The following is a 17,765-nucleotide window of genomic DNA, read 5'->3' as shown; positions in this document are numbered from 1 at the left end:
GCCGAGCTGCGCGAGGCACAGTGGATCGCAGCCCGCGCGATGAGCTCCAGGCGCTGCGCAGGCTGGGCACGCTGGAGCAGGCCGAGCCTCGCAAGGGTGACGAAGCCGTCCGCGACGAGCTCACCTGCCGCGCCGGGTCGTACGTGCAGACGGATGTCGACGCGTGGCTCGCGCACGCCCTTGCCGCGCATCTGGGGCACTACGCGGATCGGGCCGCCCGCGAAGCCGCCGCCGGCTTTCTGGCGCCGCCGGTCCTCGCCCACGCCGCGCTGCTCGCCGCGCTCGCCCGGCTCACCCCGGGCGCCGCCGTCGACCAGCTGGCGCTCGCGGCCCGGCTCACCGCTGCCGACTCCGAGTCCGTCGGCGGCCTCGCCGCCTTCCTCACCCGCGCAGTCACCACGGGGAGCCTGGCATGAATCACGGCCAGGAGCATGAGGTCGTCGCGGTCTGGGGGGAGCACAGCGCCATCGGCCACCCACTACGAGGAACTGCGCGCCGACGGGACGGTCGATGGCTGGACGGAGCCCCCGTTCGGTGAGACCCGCTACCCGGGCGAGGACGACCGACTACAAGTCGATCTGCGACTGCCCGCGCGTCCCCGCTATGTTCTGCACGACTTGCGCCGACTGCGCCACCTGCCGACCGTGCTGGTGCCCGCCCTGGGACATGCTCACGTTCGGCAACCCCGCAGACCCTCAGACAGCTGGGGGAGGCCTGTGAGGAAGCTGGGGGACTGGGGCCCAAAACCCCGGTACGCCTGCGATGCCTGGGGGACTGTGAGCCCGTTTCCTCCAATCCAGGGTGTAGGCGGCTGGGTCCGGTCCTCGCAAGGGCCGGGGTGAGCGGCCGACAACGGGCAGCGGAACGCCTTTGGCGCTCACGGTCCTTGAGACCCGCTCTGAGACTAGCGCCGCCGCCCACCGGTGGGTCCGTGGCGGTGTCGTGGGTGTCGGGCACGCCTGTGGTCAGCCTGGCCCTAGAGGTCTCCCGATAGAGCGGCGAGGCCCGGCGCCTTCGCCGCCGTCACGGCACCCGCCACCGTCCGTGCTTCGCGGTGATGACGCGGGCGCCGGGCTGATGCCTGCGTTTCCCCGGGCCCATCGAGGCCTCTGTCAAGAGCGGCACAGCCCGGCGCCTTCGTGATCATCGCGAAACTCACGGCGGGCAGCCAGACGTCGACCGTCACGGCGCGAGCCCGCCCCAGGGTCGATCTCTTGTCCATCCGCGAGCCTGCGAGCTCTGCAGACAGATTGAGCCCCTGGGGTGCGCTGGTGTCGCGAACGGCTACTGAGATGGCGGACCTGTGAGTCCTGGGATTAGGGCGCCGCGTGACCCGCATGTGCTCGTGACCTGCACAAACGAATGGATCTGGGGAGGACAGCTTGACCGTGTTCTGTGGCATCGACTGGGCGGAGTGCCACCACGACGTCGCCGTCATCAACGACACCGGCACCCTGCTCGCCAAGGCTCGCATCAGCGACGACGCGGCCGGCTACAGCAAGCTCCTGGACCTCCTGGCCGAACACGGCGACAGCCCGGAGCCCCCCCATACCCGTGGCCATCGAAACCAGCCGCGGCCCTGCTCATGGCCGCCCTGCGCACCGGCAGCCGCAAGGTCTTCGCGATCAACCCGCTCGCCGCCTCCCGCTACCGCGACCGGCACGGTGTCAGCCGCAAGAAGTCCGACCCCGGCGACGCCCTGGTCCTGGCGAACATCCTGCGCACTGACATGCACGCCCATCGCCCGCTGCCCGCCGACAGCGAACTCCCCCAGGCCATCACCGTGGTGGCCCGAGCCCAGCAGGACTCCGTCTGGAGCCGCCAGCAGGTCGCCAACCAGGTCCGCTTGCTGCTGCGCGAGTACTACCCCGCAGCCCTGCACGCCTTCCAGGCAAGGAAGTCGGCCTGACCAGGGCAGACGCACGGATGTGCTCACACTCGCCCCGGCCCCGGCGAAGGCCGCGAAACTCACCCTCGCCCAGCTGCGCGCCGCCCTCAAGCGCAGCGGCCGAACCCGCGCCTTCGACACCGAGACCGCGCGCCTGCGGGACATCTTCCGCTCCGAGTACGCCCGGCAGCTCCCGGCCGTCGAGGACGCGTTCGGCCACCAGCTCCTGGCCCTACTCAGGCAGTTGGACGCCACCAGCCAGGCCGCGGACGATCTCGCCGCGGCCGCCGAAGCCGCCTTCAATCAGCACGCCGACAGCGAGATCCTGCTCAGTTTCCCCGTTCTCGGTCCTCTGCTCGCAGCCCGCATCCTTGCTGAGATCGGCGACGACCGGACCTGCTTCGCCGACGCCAGAGTGCTCAAGTCCTACGCCGGCTCCGCCCCGATCACCCGCGCCTCCGGCATGAAACGCTCAGATTCACCGCGTGACTGAGCCTTCCTACCTCGCCGCGGTCCGGGAGTCACACGACACCGTGGCCGACGACTACGCTGCCCTCGTCAAGTCTCCTTCTGAGCTGGACCCGTTGTCGCGCTCGATGCTGGCCGCGTTCGCCGAACTGGTGCGGGCATCTGGCCGAGGACCGGTCGCGGACGTGGGCTGCGGCCCGGGCAAAGTGACGGCACACCTGGCCGGACTTGGGGTATCTCCACTCGGCATTGACGTGTCCCCGAAGATGATCGAACTGGCTCGAAGCGCCTATCCGGACCTGCGCTTCTCCGTGGGTTCCATGACCGCGCTGCAGACCGAAGACGACACGCTCGGCGGCATCCTGGCCTACTACTCCACCCACCACACGCCTCCGGAATTGTTACCGGTCGTGTTCGCCGAGTTCCACCGCACCCTGGCGCCGGGCGGACACCTTCTCCTCGTCGGCCACGTGGGCACCGGTGAGCACCGCCGTCCGGCACACGCCTACGGCGGCCACCCCGTGTCCTACGAGTCCTATCGCCTGCCCACAGACCGGCTCGGCAACCTGCTGAACCTGGCCGGGTTCACCATCACCGCTCGGCGGTGCAGGAGCCCGACGCAGAACTGAACTGGAAGATCGCCAGCTTCCTCGCCCACAAGCCGACTACCGAGGAGGCCAGCTTGACTTCTTAGCCCCCTGAGATGTCTTGGCAGACGCGTCCCTATGGGCGCGGGTCCCCGATGAGCCGCCGCACCCGCCCGGCGACCGGAGCGGGAGAACGGCGCCGGTGCGCCGAGGGACCAGCGCGCCGGGGGAGGGGACCAGCAGCGGGGCCGCGAACCGTCGGCGTTCAGCAAGAGCCAGTCGGACTTGGCCTGCTTGCCCGAGACGTGCCACGTGAGTAAGGGCAGTTCGGCAGGGCCGGGCTTCCTCGCTGACCCGGACTTCGGTGCGGAGCTCGGCGGACTGGCCCAGGGCGAGGTTCAGGGGCACGTTCCTGCACAGGGAGCTGGTGCGTTCGCCGGGGTCGACGGTGCAGGGGGTTTCGATGGTCCGGCCGTGGCGGTCCTGGTAGATGACGTTGAAGTGCCACCGCACATGGGCCGGGCCCCTGATTTCCGGAGGACCCGAGCTGGTCGATGAGGGCCCGTCAATCGATCGGTGTAATCAGGTGGTTGGGGTTACTGGCGGGCTGCTGGCTTCGTTGATCTCTAGGAACAGCGTTTGGCGACCGGTTCCGGAGGCAGTTAGTGATCACCTGGCTCACGGATCTCGATGAGAAACGACGGCACTGTCGTTTCCACGAACGTGGGACGGCCAGCCTCTCCGTCAGAGCGGCTGGCCGCCGAAGGGGTCGCCGGAGCCGGGCTTGAACGTCGTGCCGAGGTCGTACTGCGCGATCCCGAAAGGTAGAAAATCGGCATCGGCAAGGACGCGGTAGAGGAACTCAGAGGTGGACATGTCGTACCGGTGCCATGCGCCGCCGTCATCGGACCGCGCAAGGACGGGGTAATCGCCCGGCCGCTCGGCATCGATCAGCCAGCAGTACTCGTCGGCCCATTCGGTGGAGCCCCACTCAACCAGCCCCTTGCCGCCCGGCGCGTAGATCGCATGGAGATCGACAGCGGAGACGTCTCCGAGCTTGCTGTCCTGGTCGACCGACAGGGAGACCCGCCACTGTGTCAGGAAGTCGAACGAGACGCCCTCGTCGTGCCCCAGAAAGTAGACGGAATCACTGAAGACGCCGCCGCCGAACACCTCGTAGAGCTCCTTGTAGTCCGCCGGCAGCGGAACCCGCAGCTCTCCCTCGATCGCCGCCCAGTCGACGGAGATCCCGAGCGGCTCCCACCCGGTCAGTTCGATCACTCGCTGAACCCACATACAACAAACTTTTAGCACCGGTCTTCGTTCCGACGTCCCTCAACCCCCTCGTCGCTCACGTCAAGATCGGCAGCTATCGCACTCAGCCGACCTTGGCGGGTTCCTCAGCCCGGGCTCGTATGCCGGCGAGGCGATAGGAGTCATTGCCGGTCTCGATGATGGTGCCGTTGAAGGTGAGGCGGTCGACGATGGCCGCGCAGAGCCGGGGGTCGGTGAAGGTCTTGGTCCACCGCCGAACGATTCGTTCGAGCGCGTCCATCGATCCTGGCGGGCCGGTGCTGCACCGCCCGCTGGCGGATGCATGGGCGGGGCGATTCGCGGACGCCACACCGGCCGGGAAATCCGCTCGGCAGCACACAGCAGCACAAGGCACAGTGGCCCCATGAATGAACGAGGGCTGGACCACGACGGAACGATCGCACGCGAAGGCGCACTGGACCGAGTGCCGGCAGCGTTCGTTCCCGTCGTCGATGCCGCCCGCGCTCATATCACCGAAACGTTCGGCAGAACGCGCCTGCACAGCGCCTACCTCTACGGCAGCATCCCCCGTGGCACCGCCACCCCCGGAGTCTCCGACCTCGACCTCCAGCTCGCCCTCCACGACGAGCCCACCGAAACCGACCGCGCTGACGCCAAGGCAATTGAGGCCGTACTCGACTGTGCATTCCCGCAGATCGATGGCGTCGGGATCCTGCTGACCAGCACGCGGGTTCTGCTCAGCGACGTCGAACGTCACGATGGCGGATTCTTCATCGCCTGCCTCTGCACCCCGTTGCTGGGCCCTGATCTCGCAGAACAACTGCCCCGTTACCGCCCCACAGACCTACTCGCGCGGGAGACCAACGGTGACCTCGCCCGAGTGCTTCCACACTGGCGTGCCAAAGCAGGCGAAGCCACCACGGACGCCGATCGCCGGATTCTCAGCCGTCTCGTCGGCCGTCGTATCGTCCGCACAGGATTCACCCTGATCATGCCCCGATGGGGCGGCTGGACCAGCTACCTCAACCAATCCGCCGAACTCTTCGGCCGCTACTACCCCGAGCGCGTCGAGCAGATGCGTGTCGCCGCGTCCGTTGGCCGCGCATCCTCACCCGACCCGGCGGTGCTCGGGATGCTCATCAACGACCTCGGCCCTTGGCTCGCAGCCGAATACACAGCCGTGTACGGCGAGAAAGCCCCGCGTCCCTGACGGGCAGCCCACATCATGACTCGACCTTCTCAGCAGCCACTTAGCACAGACCTTGGGGAGTGGTCACGGAATGGTTACTGAAGCAGGATCATCTTGCGGAGTAGCTCGAATCCGGCGCGCCCGTAGAGCTGCCTTTTGATCTTCTTGATGCCGTTCACGGCACCTTCGGTGCCGCCGGAACTCCAATGCAGGGTGAGTCCGGCCGTCACGGCGTCGAGATCGCGGAGCAGGTGGAGTGCAAAGCCGGTGAGGCCAGGTAGTTGGCTGGCGTCGACGGCGTCGATCCAGGCGGGGTGTGTGGTGCCGAGGCGGTTGGTGAGTATCTCGCCGAAGCCGCGGACATATTCGGCGGCGGCATCCAGTTCGGGGCAGCGGGCCAGGACGTCCTTCAAGGCGGCGCGTTCTTCCTCGCTCAGGGCCGTGGGATGGCGGGTGAGCCAGCCAGTCACCTGTCGCACGGTCGGCGGCGGAGGCAGCGCCTTCGGCGGTGCGGCGCGCAAGGTGGCGATGTAGGCACGGACCATCTGGTAGGTGACGGGGGGATGCTCGGTGAGCAGTTCGCGATGCAGTGGGTGACGCTGGTGCATCCCGCGGCGAATCGCCGCTCCAGGTAGGGCTTGTAGGGGTCCGGCCGACTGGGCCGGGGCCGGTTTTTGCGCAGGGTCTCTTGCCAGTTCGCGGCGCGGGCATACCGCAGCACGGTGTTGAGGCCCCAGCCCAGACGCCGGGCGATCGCCCGACGTGAGTGGCCCTGCGCGAGCAGTTCGTGGACCAGAGCGAGCGCGGCCTTCTTGCGCTGGCCCCTGCGTCCGTCGAGGACTGGGCCGGCGCGCACCGGGCTCGGACACCAGCAGCAGCGGAGCCACCGTGATCGTGCGCCGATGCACCCCGATGTACTCCCGCACCGAGGGCACGTACCGCTCCTCCCGCCACTACGCCTCCTCGCAGGTCGCCTCCGCGAAGGACGCGTACGAGGCCGCGAACCGCGCACACCACTCCGGCGCCGTCCCCACGACGGTGCGCCGCCACAAGTCCTCAAGAGCGGCACGGCGGGCGTCCGGACCGCCACCCCGGTGCCCTTGAGCACCTCGACCAGAGGATCAAGCACGGCCCGCACCTCAGACACAGACGCGTGCGCGCCGTCCCGGTCTAACCCGTCGTCGACCAGCGTGATGAACGCCCCCCAGCACGCCAGCAGTTCCAGCTCCGCCGACGAGGCCGAAGGCGCCACCGAACCCGCCATCCGACCGTGCCCCATCCCCGCCAGACGCCGCGCCTGCGCCGGATCCCCGACCAGGCCCCACTGCTTTGCCCACGCCCGCGCCCCGAGCTCGGCCCCCTGCCACCAGGCACTGCACACCCCCGGCCCCACCGGGATGCCGCCCCCACGCACCCCAGACGAGACACTCCAGTCCGTGCCAAGGAGGGACGCGGCTCGTTGCGCAGATAGTCGTTCATGTCCTGCCCACGCAGACCCAGCTATCTGGTAATGCCGGCTTGAGGCACTCCCCTCGTTCGCCTGTTCACCAGTTGGCTCGACGCTTCGATACGACCTAGGCGTAACTGCGCGCGAACCGCCGTCGCGCCAGGACATGTGTACGGGTTCCCCGCACTCCCTCTCTCGGAATCCAGGAACTGGTGCGCTTCAGCGCGAGCCCGCTCCGAGCTGCTGCGCCATGAATCCGGGGTCCTGGGTGTCGCCCGCCGTCTCGAGCGGCTGGGGGCACCACCCCAGCCAGCCGGCCAGCCGCTCGGTGTGTGGCTGGACCAAAGCCTCACGCAGATCGGTGCGCGGTTTTCGCCCTCACCTTGAGCCGAAACGGCCTCGACACCTCGGCGCGCACCGTCGTCCGCCTGGTCGGCCCGCGCACCGATGTCGCCTGGCGCGAACGCCGGCGCCTGGTGGGCCAGGCCGCTCTGCACCCGTTGACCGGACAGCAACACGCTGGCCTTGTGGCGACCTTGCCGCTCGCCTATCCGCCGCGCGCCCTCATCGACGTCACGGGATTCACGATCGGAGCGCACACGACATGACCTCCTCCGCCACCGCGTCTCGCTCGGGCACACCCAACGTCCCGCCGGCGTTCCCCAAACCGGCGCTCGCCGACCTCCCGGCCACCCACTGGCACGGCCACGACGGGCCGGACATGGTCCTGGCCGCGCCCGCTGCCGGCGTCAACCCCGGTCGGTGTTGCAGCCAGTAGGGGGAAGCGGAACCGCCGGGCCGGACCGTACGATGACCGCATGACCAGCACGATGCAGCCGTCGAGCCGTCGCCCCGCCGGGCGCGGCTTCGTGCTGCTGGTGCTGGCTGTGCTGGCCGGTGTGCTGGCGATGCACGGCCTCGGACCGGGGCCCGCTCCCGCGAAGGCGTCAGCGGCTGCCAGCGATCACGTCATGGCGATGGCTCACGACGGAGCCGCCCATCAGGTGGCGGGCGCCTGCTCGCACACCGATGGCGGAATGGGCCACGTGGACCATGCGGACGCCACGTGCGCGGCGGCCGGTGTCGGCGCTCCGTACGCGCCTCCCGCCCTGGGCGCGGCCCTGGATGCCGGGCCCGTATCCGTGGCGCTGCCCGGCAGCGCGGCGGGGACCTTCGAGAGCGGGCGGGCGCCGCCCGACCTGGCCGAACTGCAACTCCTGCGGATATAGGACCGCCCACGCGGCACCTCCTTGCCCCGGCGTGGGCCGGCGAGGGATGCCGCGCTCCGGCACGTCCTCATTCCGCATAGGCGCCCGCCCGCTCGGGCGGCGCATCAAGGAGTCGCACCACCATGAACACCAACCGTTCCCTCATCCGCCGCGGCGCCGCAGTCGCGGCAGTCAGTACGGCTGCACTGGTCCTCGCCGCCTGCGGGTCGAACGGCGACAGCTCGGCCGGGCACGACGGCCACGCCTCGAAGTCGCCGACCGCCTCGGCTTCGGCTCCGGCCGCGCAGGGGCAGCACAACGCCGCCGACGTCGCGTTCGCCAAGGGGATGATCCCCCACCACCGTCAGGCGGTGGAGATGGCCGACCTCGCGCCCACCAGGGCCGAGTCCGCCGAGGTCAAGAAGCTCGCCGACGAGATCAAGAAGGCGCAGGACCCGGAGATCAAGACGCTGTCGGGCTGGCTGACCTCCTGGGGCGAGCAGGTTCCCGCCGAGGGGGCCATGGACCACTCCGCGCACGACATGGTTGGGATGATGACGGCCGAGGAGATGGACAAGCTGAAGAACTCCTCGGACAAGGCGTTCGACACCGCCTTCATGGAAATGATGATCAAACATCACGAAGGCGCCGTGGCGATGGCGAAGACGGAGAAGGCCGAAGGCGCCTTCCCTGACGCCAAGACCATGGCCGACGCCATCATCACCTCGCAGACCGCCGAGATCACCAGGATGAACAATCTGCTCGGCAAGAGCTGACCCACCCCGGCGGAGGGGGGCCGGGCCTCCACGGCCGGGCACACCCCTCCGTCTTTTACTGACCTCACACCCCTCCCGGAATACCCCTGGGGGGTATATGGTTGCGGTACGGGTCCGCGGGAGCGGGGTCACACTGGACGGGATTGGGGATGACGGTCATGGACCACAGGGCACACCACACCAGCACCGCTCACGACCACACTGCGCACGAGGCGCACGCGGGTCACGCCGGGCACCAGGTGGGCACCGTGACCTGGGGTGCTGCCGCGAAGGCGACGCTGCACTGCCTGACCGGATGTGCGATCGGTGAGATTCTCGGCATGGTCATCGGTACCGCCCTGATGTGGGGCAACGTTCAGACGATGGTTCTGGCGATCACGCTGGCGTTCATCTTCGGCTACTCGTTCACGCTGTTCGCGGTCCGCAAGGCAGGGCTGGACTTCAAGACCGCGATCAAGGTCGCGCTGGCCGCGGACACCGTCTCGATCGCGGTGATGGAGCTCGTGGACAACGGCATCATCGCCCTGACGCCCGGGGCGATGGACGCCCACCTGTCGGACGCGCTGTTCTGGACGGCGCTGCTGGGCGGCTTCGCCGTGGCCTTCGTGATCACGACACCGGTCAACAAGTGGATGATCAGCCGCGGCAAGGGCCACGCCGTCGTCCACGCCTACCACTGACCGCAGCCGCTCGGCACCACGCCCGGCCGCACCTCATGGTGCTGCCGGGCGTGTTCGCGTTCAGGGGCGTTAGCTGGAGGTACCGGGGGCTTCGATGGCGGCCGCCCCGGATCCGCCGGCCTCGCGGGGAATGGAGGCACCCTGATGTCCAGCACTGTCAAGGACATGCTCGCCAGCTACCCGGCCGACCTCGGCGACATCGACCAGGCCAGGCTCACCCGCTGCATCGAAGACTGTATCGCCTGCGCGCAGGCGTGTACGGCGTGCGCGGACGCCTGCCTGTCCGAAGGCATGGTGGGCGACCTGGCCAAGTGCATCCGTACCGACATGGACTGCGCCGACATCTGCACCGCCACCGCCGCGGTTCTCTCCCGTCACACTGGCTACGACGCCAACATCACCGCCGCGATCCTGAAGGCGTGCGCCATGGTCTGCAAGGCGTGCGGCGACGAATGCGGACGGCACGCGGACATGCACGAGCACTGCCGCATCTGCGCCGAAGCCTGCCGGAGCTGCGAGCAGGCGTGCAACGACCTCATCACCTCACTCGGCTGACGCCCGCCAGTCGTCTGTCCCGGCCGGAAGCCGAAATCCCCCTCGGCCGGTCGGGAGCCACGGACCCACTCGACCGAGGGAACCCGCGCCCCACAGGAAGTCCACGGTCGACCTGACGCTATGCTCCCCGGCATGGTTGTGGCCCGGACGACGCGTAGCGCGCCGCGGTCCCGCTCTCGTGCAGCGGGCCCGTGGCGGACGTGGGTGCTCGCCGCGCTCCTCCTCACGCTGATGTACACGCACGGTGTCAGTGCGGAGAGCGCCACAGGCCACGCCCACCCCGGGGCGCCGACCAACGCCGTAGCCCTGAACGTTCCGGACCCGGGTTCCGCCGAGCACAGCCACGAGGCGCCCGACCCGCACTCCGGCCAGGGGCACACCGACCACCAGGATGCTCCGGAGCCCGATCACGCCGCTCACCAGTGTGTGTCCGGCCAGCCCCAACACGGCACTGCACTGCCCGTCCCGTGCGAGGCCCAGACCATTCATCGGCCTCCGTACGCGCATGCATCCGGCGCCGCCCGGCCCGTCACGGCCCTCTTGGCGTCCGCCCCCGTGCCGGACTCAGCGGTCCTACGGATCTAAGCCTTCACGCCGGCCAGCCGGTCGACGACCTGTTGGGCACACCCCCGTGAGCCATCTCCGCCAGTGCACCAGCGGCGGCTCGGCCATGCCCTGTAATGCGCCTTGGCTGCCGTGAGGTGGCCCGCGGCGCGGAGCCGTGGCCGGCTCACGTTGCGCTGCTCCCAGCGAATCCGATCTTCGGCCTGTCCTGCCCGCCTGCCTCGTTGAGAGCTCCAGGCCCCCACTGAACTTCCCTCGAAGGGTCCGCTTTGTCCTCCTCGCCCGGTCTCGCCACGACTACCCCGCCCCCGACCCCGTCGCAGCCGACCCGCAGCCAACGCCGCTCCGACAGCAGACGGGAAGGGGCCTCCCTGCCGTGGCGCTATCTCGGCTACGTCGGCTACTACGTGGGCGCCGGCCTCATCAGCGGAGCCGTCGTCCACCACCCCATGGCCCCCGCCCGCTACTCGATGATCGCCGCGTCCGGCGTGCTGGTCTTCCTGCTCGCGACCGTCCTCAACGACATCGTCCTCGCGTCCGAGAGGCAGCCCCTGTCACGCATATTGCGCGTGCTCGGCACCTCGACCATGCTCTCCTTCGGCCTCGGCATGCTCAGCGGCGGCATGCAGCACTTCGCAGACCTCCCAGAACGCTGTGCCGTGCTCATACCGCTCGGCATCGTCCTGTCCTTCGTCGCCTTCTTGCTGAAGGAGGCCAAGAGGCCATGGCGGCGCATCTTCGGCCTCATGGGCCTGGCAATCCTCGTCGTGACGGCCCTCACCTTCCTCGGCCTTCGCCACATCGCCCCCACCATGGCCGAGGGGTCCGGAGGCGGACACAGCCACAGCGATGTCGTGCCCGAGAAGGGAAGCGACGAAGGGCAGGAGGGCGAGCGCGGTAGCGGCACCGCCAATCCGACCTCCCAGCCCACCGCCCCTCCGAAAGACACCCATCCCAGCAAGGAGCCCAGGCACGACGACGGACACCAGCACTGAGCCGACCCTGCTGTCGCCGTGAGAAGACAGTCAGGCGAAATCCGGCAGCCTGAGGCAGCGCGACGCGCAGGCCTGTACGGCGTAGGCGGACGCCCGCCAGTCCGAGGGCATCGTGGGTGACCTGGCCAAGTCCATCCGTACCGACATGCACCGCGCCTGCATCTGAACCCCGAACGCGGCGGCCCTCTCGCGGCACACCGGCTACGACGCCAACATCACCCGGGTGATCCTTCGAACGGCACGCGGACATGCGTGAGCACGTCCGCGTCCACGCCGGAGCCTGCCGCTCCTGCGAGCAGGCGTGCAACGAACTGCTGGGCGCCCCTGGCTGACCGCAAGCCGGTCAGCCAGGCGAGCGGGTTCAGCGCGGCAGCGGGCTCTGCTCACGCTGGCGGCGCCGGCCGTAGCGGGTCACCCCGCGCGGCTTGAACACCGACAGGGCGGCCGCCGTGAGCAGGACCAGCAGGGCGGCGGCCGCGTCAGCCATCAGCTGGATGCGCATGCCCTCAAGCTCGCCGTCCGCGAGCGCTGCCCGGGCGGCCGCGTCGGCCAGCTGGCCGACCGGCTGCATGTGGACCAGCAGCAAAACGGTCGCGACCACAGTGATCAGCAGTTTCGCGATCACCCAGTAGTGGCGCAGCAGCCCCCACACCGTCCCGAGCGACTGCACCAGCCCGCTCAGCAGACAGGCGACGCTGAACGGCACGATCACGTACCAGCCCACCACGTCCATGGCCACTTAGGCGCCCCGCACCGTCTGCGGCGTACTGCTGGTCAGCCCGGTCACGGCGAGGGCGAGGAAGGCCGCGACCGCGCCCAGCCAGCCGACCGAGGAGGTGACGTGGAGCGTGAGGGCGAGCTTGCGCAGCCGCGGCGGGAACGGGTTCACGGCGCGTGCCCCGCCGTGCCGCCGCCGGCCAGGTGCACGATCACGAACACCACGACCAGAATGACGGCGACGGCAGCCGAGACCTTCACCCAGCGCGGCGCCCGCTCGCCGTCGTCATCGTGACGGTCCGGTGAGCCTGCCATGGCGCCTCCACATGCTTTTCAAGACACCCTGTCTCTACTTGAAACCGATTGTATCCCCTATGGACGCCCGTATCCTGGGTGGGTGCCGAAGCTATGGAACGAGACAATCGACGCGCACCGCGCCGCCGTGCGTGAGGCGATCCTGGACACCACCGCGAAGCTCGTGGCCCAGGGCGGCCTGCGGTCGGTGACCATGTCCCAGATCGCCGAACAGACCGGCATCGGCCGCGCGACGCTCTACAAGTACTTCTCCGACGTCGAAGCGGTCCTGCTGGCCTGGCATGAGCGCCAGGTCACCGCCCACCTCCAGCAGCTCGCGGGCATCGGTGACCAGAGCGGCACCGCCGTGGAGCGCCTGCAAGCGGTGCTGGAGGCGTACGCGGGCATCGCCCGGCAGCCTCACGGCGGCGAACTCGCCGCCCTCCTCCACCAGGGTGAGCACGTCTCCCACGCCGAGCGGCACCTGCACGGCATGCTCCAGCACCTCCTCGCCCAGGCCGCTGAGGCCGGTGACCTGCGCTCCGATGTCCCGCCGGCCGAACTCGCCCAGTACTGCCTCCACGCCCTGACCGCCGCGGCCGCCCTGACTTCCCAGACCGCGGTGACCCGCCTGGTCACCGTCACCCTCGACGGCCTGCGCCCGGTCCCTTAGAACCAGCCAAGACCACCGCTCCAGAAGGCCGGCGGATCCCGGGTCTCCTGGAGATCCGGTTCACCGCCCCAGCTACTCCGGCCACTCATCGCCGCGCGCTGCCCGCCCAGAGCCCGCATCGCGGCGGGCACGTTCGCCACGGCCCTTCACCACCTCAGTCGCCGGGCCGCCGCATACGCCGCGCTGACCCTGGGAGCTCCAGGCCCCCGGGCCAAGGCGGAACCCGCACGCCGTTCGGGGCCCAGGGCGGCAACACCAGTCCGGTTCGCGGCTCATCACCTCCAGGATTCCGCGAACTCACGCGCTTCCACCAGGACCAGGGAGATGGTCACGGGTAGGACAGCCAGGGCAGATGTCGTGATCTCCATGCCGTGACCGTAGGGCGAGCCGCTGTCGCGTTGGAAGGCCCGCGGGTGTGGCGAAGTACGCGCCACACCCGCGCGACACGAAGATGATCACGGCGGGGAGTGCGGACAGCGGAACGGCCGCTATTTCCAAGGCGGGGCGGTGATGTGCAGGTTGGTCCTGCCGACTTGCCATCTGCCGGGCTCTGCCTGGTGGAATGCGGGGAAGCGGTGCAGAAGCCGTCCCGGCCGTCCATCTGCCAGCAGTGCGGTTCCTGCGCAGATGCGGGCAGGGTCGCGAGGATGGCGGTGCGGGTCATCGGCTCGGGCGCGTGGGCGAGCACCCGGGCGACCTGCCACAGCACGTCGTCTCCGGCGGAGCCACGTTCCGCCTCGGTCCAGTCGCGCCCGTGTAGCTCGTGCTGGACGAATGGTTCGGCCAGAAGTTTCAAGGCCTCGGTGCCGAACCGGGCGAGTGCCGCGCGAGTGTCGGTAGTGAACCGGGTGCGGTTGCGGTATGCGTAGACGCCGGCGGCGGCAGCCACTAGGCGGAGGCCACCGGGTAGGCGCGCGCTATCCGCGCGGCCCCGAACAGACCGTGGCCGGTTCCCACGACCGCGGTGGTGCTGCTGCGGATGCCGACCTCTGCCTTGCCGCTCCGCCCCAGTGTGGCGGCTGCACAGCTTCGCAGTTCTGTGATGTTCCGGGCGAGACCTATGCACGGCTGCTGCATGCAGAGCCAAGGCCGTACTGCTCAACGTTTCCCGCTCACCTGCGCGTTTCCCCTCCAGGGGAACGATGTACGCGCTCTGCCGGGACGACGGGTGCAGCAGCCGTTGTTCTGGTCCTCCAGAACAACCTGGTTTACGTAGTGCTACCGCGGGAACGAATGCGCACTCATGCGTCGGGGGAATAATGACCGCCCCGGTACCGCGGTCCCTGCGCGCGCGGCCGTGTGAGCATGGGTGGCTGATCGTGCGGTAGGCGGGGGCTTGCCTGACTGGTGGCGGGATGGAAGCGATCCCGCGCGTTGCGGGCCGCGCCTCCACGCCCGCACACTGCGCGGCCTCCCACTCCGCCCTTGCGGGGCCGGGCCCTACGGGGCTGTGACCGCGCTCAACAGTCACGACGGATCCCTGTCAGGGATGGTCGCTTCTCCCTTGGCACCTACTACGACGAGGGGGTGGCTGTCGGGGCAGGACGCAGCACAACCGTGGCGACTGTGGTGCGCGCCGGTCCCAGAACGGCGCTGGTCACCTTGTCCGGCTGGCACTGCGGTCATTTCCTGGTGCCGGTGGAAACCTGGATCCTCACCGTCACCACGGGGCGCTCGCTGAAGGACCTGCCGGGGTCGACGTGCCCGGCGAGCAAGGTGGTCCCCCGAGGGGCTCCCGCCGCTGCCCCCAGCGCCCACCATCCCCCGCTGCGGGCGTCCTTGGGCAGGGCGAGGGCGCCGTCGCGGGTCACGGTGACGGGGACGATTGGGGCCCGCCAGCCGTCCGGGCCGCGAAGCTCTACGGGCGGTGACGGGATGGCTGCGGTGACCCGCGTGGTGGCGGCAGTCGCGGGCGGTATCGCCCCCTCGTCCCGTAAGCGCTCAGGCGTGTTCAAGATCAGCAATCCAGCAGCGGACGCGACCAGGCCGGCGCCCGCGGCAACGATGGCGGCCGCCCGGCCGCAGGCCGCTGTTCGCTTCATCGGCTCAACGACTCAGCGAGTGAGCGGCCTGACAACTGGGCGGCCCGGCAACCGGACAGCTCAACGGTTGTGGGTCGACCGTCGGCGCCCGCGCAGCAGCCACGCGCCGCCGAGTGCGGCGAGGAGACCGCCACCGGCCACGCTCACGGCGCCGGCCGTCGCGAAGGATCCGTCGGTCGTCGCGGCCATCTGCCCACCGTTTCCGGCCTTGACCATGCCTGCGTCCTTGCCCGCGTGGCAGGTGCCGCCGCGCACCATGTCCAGGTGCATCGCCACGACCGGCCGTGCCCCCCGTGCCGCGGCTTTGACCTCGTTGTTCTGCCCGGCGTTGAGCTCATGATCGATCATGGCCAGCGTCTTGGTGTGCGCGGCTGCCTGCGTCTTCAGCCAGGCAGCGTCATACGCCGACGTGCCGGCCTTGGCCTGTACCGCGGCTAGTTCCTGCTTTTGCTCGTGGGTGGGGGTGCCGGGCAGCACGATATCCAGCTTGTCCGCCAGCATTCTTATGTCCGCGTCCAACTTGCCGTGGTCACGCACGAGAACCGCACCGACCTGCTTCACACAGGCACTTGTCGCGTGCTTCTGCGCGTCCTGACCGGCGGCGATCTCCGCGAGATTGCCCTGGTGCGCCGACTTCACGAACATCGCATCCTGATCGCTCACCGCAGCGGCGGCCGAACCGCCGATATCGCGGACACTGCCACGACCAGCGCGGCCACGGACGTCAGTCGAGTACGCATCACAACCTGCTCCCTTCACGCCCGCCGGACATCGGACCGGGCGCAACACGCGCGGCGCTCTTTTAGCACCCAATGGGCATGCGTTCCACGCACCACGCCGGACAGCACGGGGCGACAGTCTGTTTCACTCCACTGGCCGACGAAGCAGGCGACCTGAGCCAGCTGCGCCCCGAGGCCGGGGCGAGCAGCCCAGCAGCTAGAGGCTGAAGGAGACGATCGGCCGTTCGGCGACCACGACTTCCACGCCCCCCCGGCGCACTGGAGTGGCGCTCGGCCCGTACGGTCAGCACGTTGCGTTTGACGTCCCAGGTACAGCGGCTGACATGACGCCAACGATGGCACGCACTGGCACCCGCCGCTTGACGCACGCTGGGCGTGTGTGGCTTTCGCTATGGCGCAGGAAGCTCGGCGCAGGCGGTTCTCAGGCTGTCGCCCGTGTGCCCGCCCTGCCTGGCCGGTGCCGTGAATCGCACCGACGCTGGTCGGAGTGGCCCCTGAGATCGCGGGGCTTTGAGTCGTGGAAGGGTTCAGATGTCGCAACGCAACACGGTCCTGCGCAGTCTGCACGATATCGGTTTGGCCGCCTGGTTCGGTGGTTCCCTGATGGGAGCCATCGGCGTGAACGGGGCCGCGAGGAAAACGGGCGGCGATGAGATGTTCGCCTCGCGTATCGCCAGCGCCGGCTGGGCCGCCTGGACTCCCGTCAATGCAGCAGCGATCAGTGCCCACCTCATCGGCGGAGCCGGACTGCTGGGTGCGAACAGCGCACGGGTGGCCTACCAGCGCGGGGTGGGTGCCTCCACCGTGGCCAAGACGGTGCTCACCGCTGCGGCGCTGGCTGCCACCGCCAACAGCCGTGTGGTGGGTAAGAAAGTGGAACTCGCCGCCTCCCTGGACCCCGAGGACGCCGAGACCGCCGCCGAGCATCCGATCACGCTGGAACAGGCGCAACGCCAGCTCTCCCTGCTGCAGTGGGCGGTGCCCGCGCTGACCGCCGGCATGCTGGTTCTCAACGCCCTGCACGGAGAGCAGCAGCGCCCCGAGCAGCAACGGCTCGGGGCGCTACGCCGGGCCGCCTCGCCCCTCGTCATGGCCGGCGGCACCGGTCTCGCCGCCGTCCGCCGGGCCCGTGAGCACGGCATGCCGGGACGGCACCGCGAAACCGATGCGCGAGGCCGGGCTACCGAGGGACGCATGGACCGGCCAGCCACCCGAATCGAAGCCGTGCACGCCCAGTCGAGCAGTTAGCCGTACTCGCCCGGCATCAGCACGAGATCAGCGTCTCTCCGCGGAACTCGAACCAGCCCCAGTCCCAGCCCTCATCCGACAAGGAGAAGCCTCATGGCCAAGGTCACGCAACCGGTCACGGACGACAGCATCAAGGTGCGCCAGCTCAGCCACTATCAGTTCACCTGGGTCGCTGGCGGCCCCGGAGCCCCAGGCACGATCATTTTGCAACTGGTACTCGACCAGGGCGCGTGGGAAGAAGTGCTGACGGTCAACGCCGACGACGCGGACGTTCTCCAGGATCTGCTCTCCAACACGGAAACGGTCCAATACGACATCAGTCGTCGCACCCTGATGTTCGGTGTCACCCCCGCCGGCAGCTAAAACCGGCCACGGCCCCAACCACTCGCCCCGCCCTCTGCAGAAAAGACGCTGTTGGC

20 protein-coding genes and 5 pseudogenes are annotated in these 17,765 nt (G+C 69.2%); 15 read left to right on the top strand and 10 right to left on the bottom strand.

Going from position 1 to position 17,765, the window contains the following annotated elements:
• The first annotated feature begins 20 nt into the window (after window positions 1-20).
• From J7E91_RS31785 to J7E91_RS31775, 3 genes and pseudogenes are all read left to right on the top strand, one after another.
• Window positions 21-416 (top strand): hypothetical protein, encoded by a 396-nt coding sequence (locus J7E91_RS31785; protein ID WP_214910339.1) that lies wholly within the window; start codon window positions 21-23, stop codon window positions 414-416.
• Window positions 417-1,382: 966 nt separating this feature from the next.
• A pseudogene (locus J7E91_RS31780) lies at window positions 1,383-2,357 on the top strand (IS110 family transposase); the annotation flags it as partial.
• Between the two features lie 16 nt (window positions 2,358-2,373).
• A pseudogene (locus tag J7E91_RS31775) lies at window positions 2,374-3,050 on the top strand (class I SAM-dependent methyltransferase).
• 637 nt (window positions 3,051-3,687) lie between these two features.
• Here J7E91_RS31775 and J7E91_RS31770 read toward each other — a convergent pair.
• Window positions 3,688-4,224, bottom strand: coding sequence for an SMI1/KNR4 family protein (locus J7E91_RS31770; RefSeq protein ID WP_214910337.1), 537 nt, complete (start codon window positions 4,222-4,224; stop codon window positions 3,688-3,690).
• A 97-nt stretch (window positions 4,225-4,321) separates the two neighbouring features.
• Window positions 4,322-4,488: pseudogene (locus J7E91_RS31765) on the bottom strand (ATP-binding protein); the annotation flags it as partial.
• A gap of 133 nt (window positions 4,489-4,621) precedes the next feature.
• Here J7E91_RS31765 and J7E91_RS31760 point away from each other — a divergent pair.
• On the top strand, window positions 4,622-5,428 hold the full coding sequence (locus J7E91_RS31760; protein ID WP_214910359.1) for a nucleotidyltransferase domain-containing protein: 807 nt from the start codon (window positions 4,622-4,624) through the stop codon (window positions 5,426-5,428).
• Window positions 5,429-5,502: 74 nt separating this feature from the next.
• On the opposite strand, the gene J7E91_RS31755 is transcribed toward J7E91_RS31760, so the two are convergent.
• Both J7E91_RS31755 and J7E91_RS37440 read right to left on the bottom strand, forming a co-directional pair.
• The gene (locus J7E91_RS31755) at window positions 5,503-6,015 is read right to left on the bottom strand and encodes a transposase (RefSeq protein WP_251016556.1); all 513 of its coding nucleotides are present in this window, start codon (window positions 6,013-6,015) and stop codon (window positions 5,503-5,505) included.
• Window positions 6,016-6,170: 155 nt separating this feature from the next.
• Window positions 6,171-6,263: pseudogene (locus J7E91_RS37440) on the bottom strand (hypothetical protein); the annotation flags it as partial.
• A gap of 32 nt (window positions 6,264-6,295) precedes the next feature.
• On the opposite strand from J7E91_RS37440, the gene J7E91_RS31750 reads away from it, so the two are divergent.
• Entirely contained in the window at window positions 6,296-6,511 is a 216-nt protein-coding gene (locus J7E91_RS31750) for a hypothetical protein (protein ID WP_214910335.1), read from the top strand.
• A 562-nt stretch (window positions 6,512-7,073) separates the two neighbouring features.
• On the opposite strand, the gene J7E91_RS36905 is transcribed toward J7E91_RS31750, so the two are convergent.
• A complete protein-coding gene (locus J7E91_RS36905; RefSeq protein ID WP_285439159.1) occupies window positions 7,074-7,199 on the bottom strand; it encodes a hypothetical protein in 126 nt (41 codons plus the stop codon).
• 38 nt (window positions 7,200-7,237) lie between these two features.
• On the opposite strand from J7E91_RS36905, the gene J7E91_RS31745 reads away from it, so the two are divergent.
• The 7 genes from J7E91_RS31745 (at window position 7,238) to J7E91_RS31715 (ending at window position 11,632) form a co-directional block, all read left to right on the top strand.
• Complete coding sequence (locus J7E91_RS31745; RefSeq protein ID WP_214910333.1) at window positions 7,238-7,462, top strand: hypothetical protein; 225 nt, start codon at window positions 7,238-7,240, stop codon at window positions 7,460-7,462.
• The gene (locus tag J7E91_RS31740; RefSeq protein ID WP_214910331.1) at window positions 7,459-7,632 is read left to right on the top strand and encodes a hypothetical protein; all 174 of its coding nucleotides are present in this window, start codon (window positions 7,459-7,461) and stop codon (window positions 7,630-7,632) included. Before J7E91_RS31745 ends, J7E91_RS31740 begins: the two co-directional genes overlap by 4 nt.
• A gap of 40 nt (window positions 7,633-7,672) precedes the next feature.
• Window positions 7,673-8,083 carry a DUF6153 family protein gene (locus J7E91_RS31735; RefSeq protein ID WP_214910329.1) on the top strand — a complete coding sequence of 137 codons (411 nt, stop codon included), beginning with the start codon at window positions 7,673-7,675 and terminating at the stop codon, window positions 8,081-8,083.
• 122 nt (window positions 8,084-8,205) lie between these two features.
• Entirely contained in the window at window positions 8,206-8,838 is a 633-nt protein-coding gene (locus tag J7E91_RS31730; protein ID WP_214910327.1) for a DUF305 domain-containing protein, read from the top strand.
• 158 nt (window positions 8,839-8,996) lie between these two features.
• A complete protein-coding gene (locus J7E91_RS31725; RefSeq protein ID WP_214910325.1) occupies window positions 8,997-9,518 on the top strand; it encodes a DUF4396 domain-containing protein in 522 nt (173 codons plus the stop codon).
• 144 nt (window positions 9,519-9,662) lie between these two features.
• Window positions 9,663-10,073, top strand: a complete 411-nt coding sequence (locus tag J7E91_RS31720) for a four-helix bundle copper-binding protein (RefSeq protein ID WP_214910323.1) — start codon at window positions 9,663-9,665, stop codon at window positions 10,071-10,073.
• Window positions 10,074-10,906: 833 nt separating this feature from the next.
• Window positions 10,907-11,632, top strand: a complete 726-nt coding sequence (locus J7E91_RS31715; protein ID WP_214910320.1) for a hypothetical protein — start codon at window positions 10,907-10,909, stop codon at window positions 11,630-11,632.
• 361 nt (window positions 11,633-11,993) lie between these two features.
• Here the strand turns inward: J7E91_RS31715 and J7E91_RS31710 are convergent, their stop codons facing one another.
• The 3 genes from J7E91_RS31710 to J7E91_RS31705 are packed head-to-tail and all read right to left on the bottom strand — an operon-like array spanning window position 11,994 to window position 12,664.
• Complete coding sequence (locus J7E91_RS31710; protein ID WP_251016555.1) at window positions 11,994-12,371, bottom strand: hypothetical protein; 378 nt, start codon at window positions 12,369-12,371, stop codon at window positions 11,994-11,996.
• On the bottom strand, window positions 12,372-12,521 hold the full coding sequence (locus J7E91_RS36470) for a hypothetical protein (protein ID WP_251016554.1): 150 nt from the start codon (window positions 12,519-12,521) through the stop codon (window positions 12,372-12,374).
• Complete coding sequence (locus J7E91_RS31705; RefSeq protein WP_214910318.1) at window positions 12,518-12,664, bottom strand: hypothetical protein; 147 nt, start codon at window positions 12,662-12,664, stop codon at window positions 12,518-12,520. The genes J7E91_RS36470 and J7E91_RS31705 overlap by 4 nt, the downstream gene beginning before the upstream one ends.
• A gap of 82 nt (window positions 12,665-12,746) precedes the next feature.
• Between J7E91_RS31705 and J7E91_RS31700 the strand changes: the two genes are divergently transcribed.
• Window positions 12,747-13,316 (top strand): TetR/AcrR family transcriptional regulator, encoded by a 570-nt coding sequence (locus tag J7E91_RS31700; protein ID WP_214910316.1) that lies wholly within the window; start codon window positions 12,747-12,749, stop codon window positions 13,314-13,316.
• A gap of 1,622 nt (window positions 13,317-14,938) precedes the next feature.
• Here J7E91_RS31700 and J7E91_RS31695 read toward each other — a convergent pair.
• Window positions 14,939-15,358, bottom strand: coding sequence for a hypothetical protein (locus J7E91_RS31695; RefSeq protein WP_214910314.1), 420 nt, complete (start codon window positions 15,356-15,358; stop codon window positions 14,939-14,941).
• Between the two features lie 60 nt (window positions 15,359-15,418).
• On the bottom strand, window positions 15,419-16,147 hold the full coding sequence (locus tag J7E91_RS31690; RefSeq protein ID WP_308377521.1) for a DUF4142 domain-containing protein: 729 nt from the start codon (window positions 16,145-16,147) through the stop codon (window positions 15,419-15,421).
• A 482-nt stretch (window positions 16,148-16,629) separates the two neighbouring features.
• On the opposite strand from J7E91_RS31690, the pseudogene J7E91_RS31685 reads away from it, so the two are divergent.
• Window positions 16,630-17,178, top strand: a pseudogene (locus J7E91_RS31685) (hypothetical protein); the annotation flags it as partial.
• Window positions 17,179-17,439: 261 nt separating this feature from the next.
• Window positions 17,440-17,709 carry a hypothetical protein gene (locus tag J7E91_RS31680; protein WP_214910312.1) on the top strand — a complete coding sequence of 90 codons (270 nt, stop codon included), beginning with the start codon at window positions 17,440-17,442 and terminating at the stop codon, window positions 17,707-17,709.
• Window positions 17,710-17,765 lie beyond the last annotated feature (56 nt).

The sequence above is a fragment of the Streptomyces sp. ISL-99 genome, from assembly GCF_018614005.1.
GTDB lineage: Bacteria > Actinomycetota > Actinomycetes > Streptomycetales > Streptomycetaceae > Streptomyces > Streptomyces flavidovirens.
Note: the sequence above shows the minus strand (reverse complement) of the source record. Positions and strands in the feature narration are given on the sequence as shown.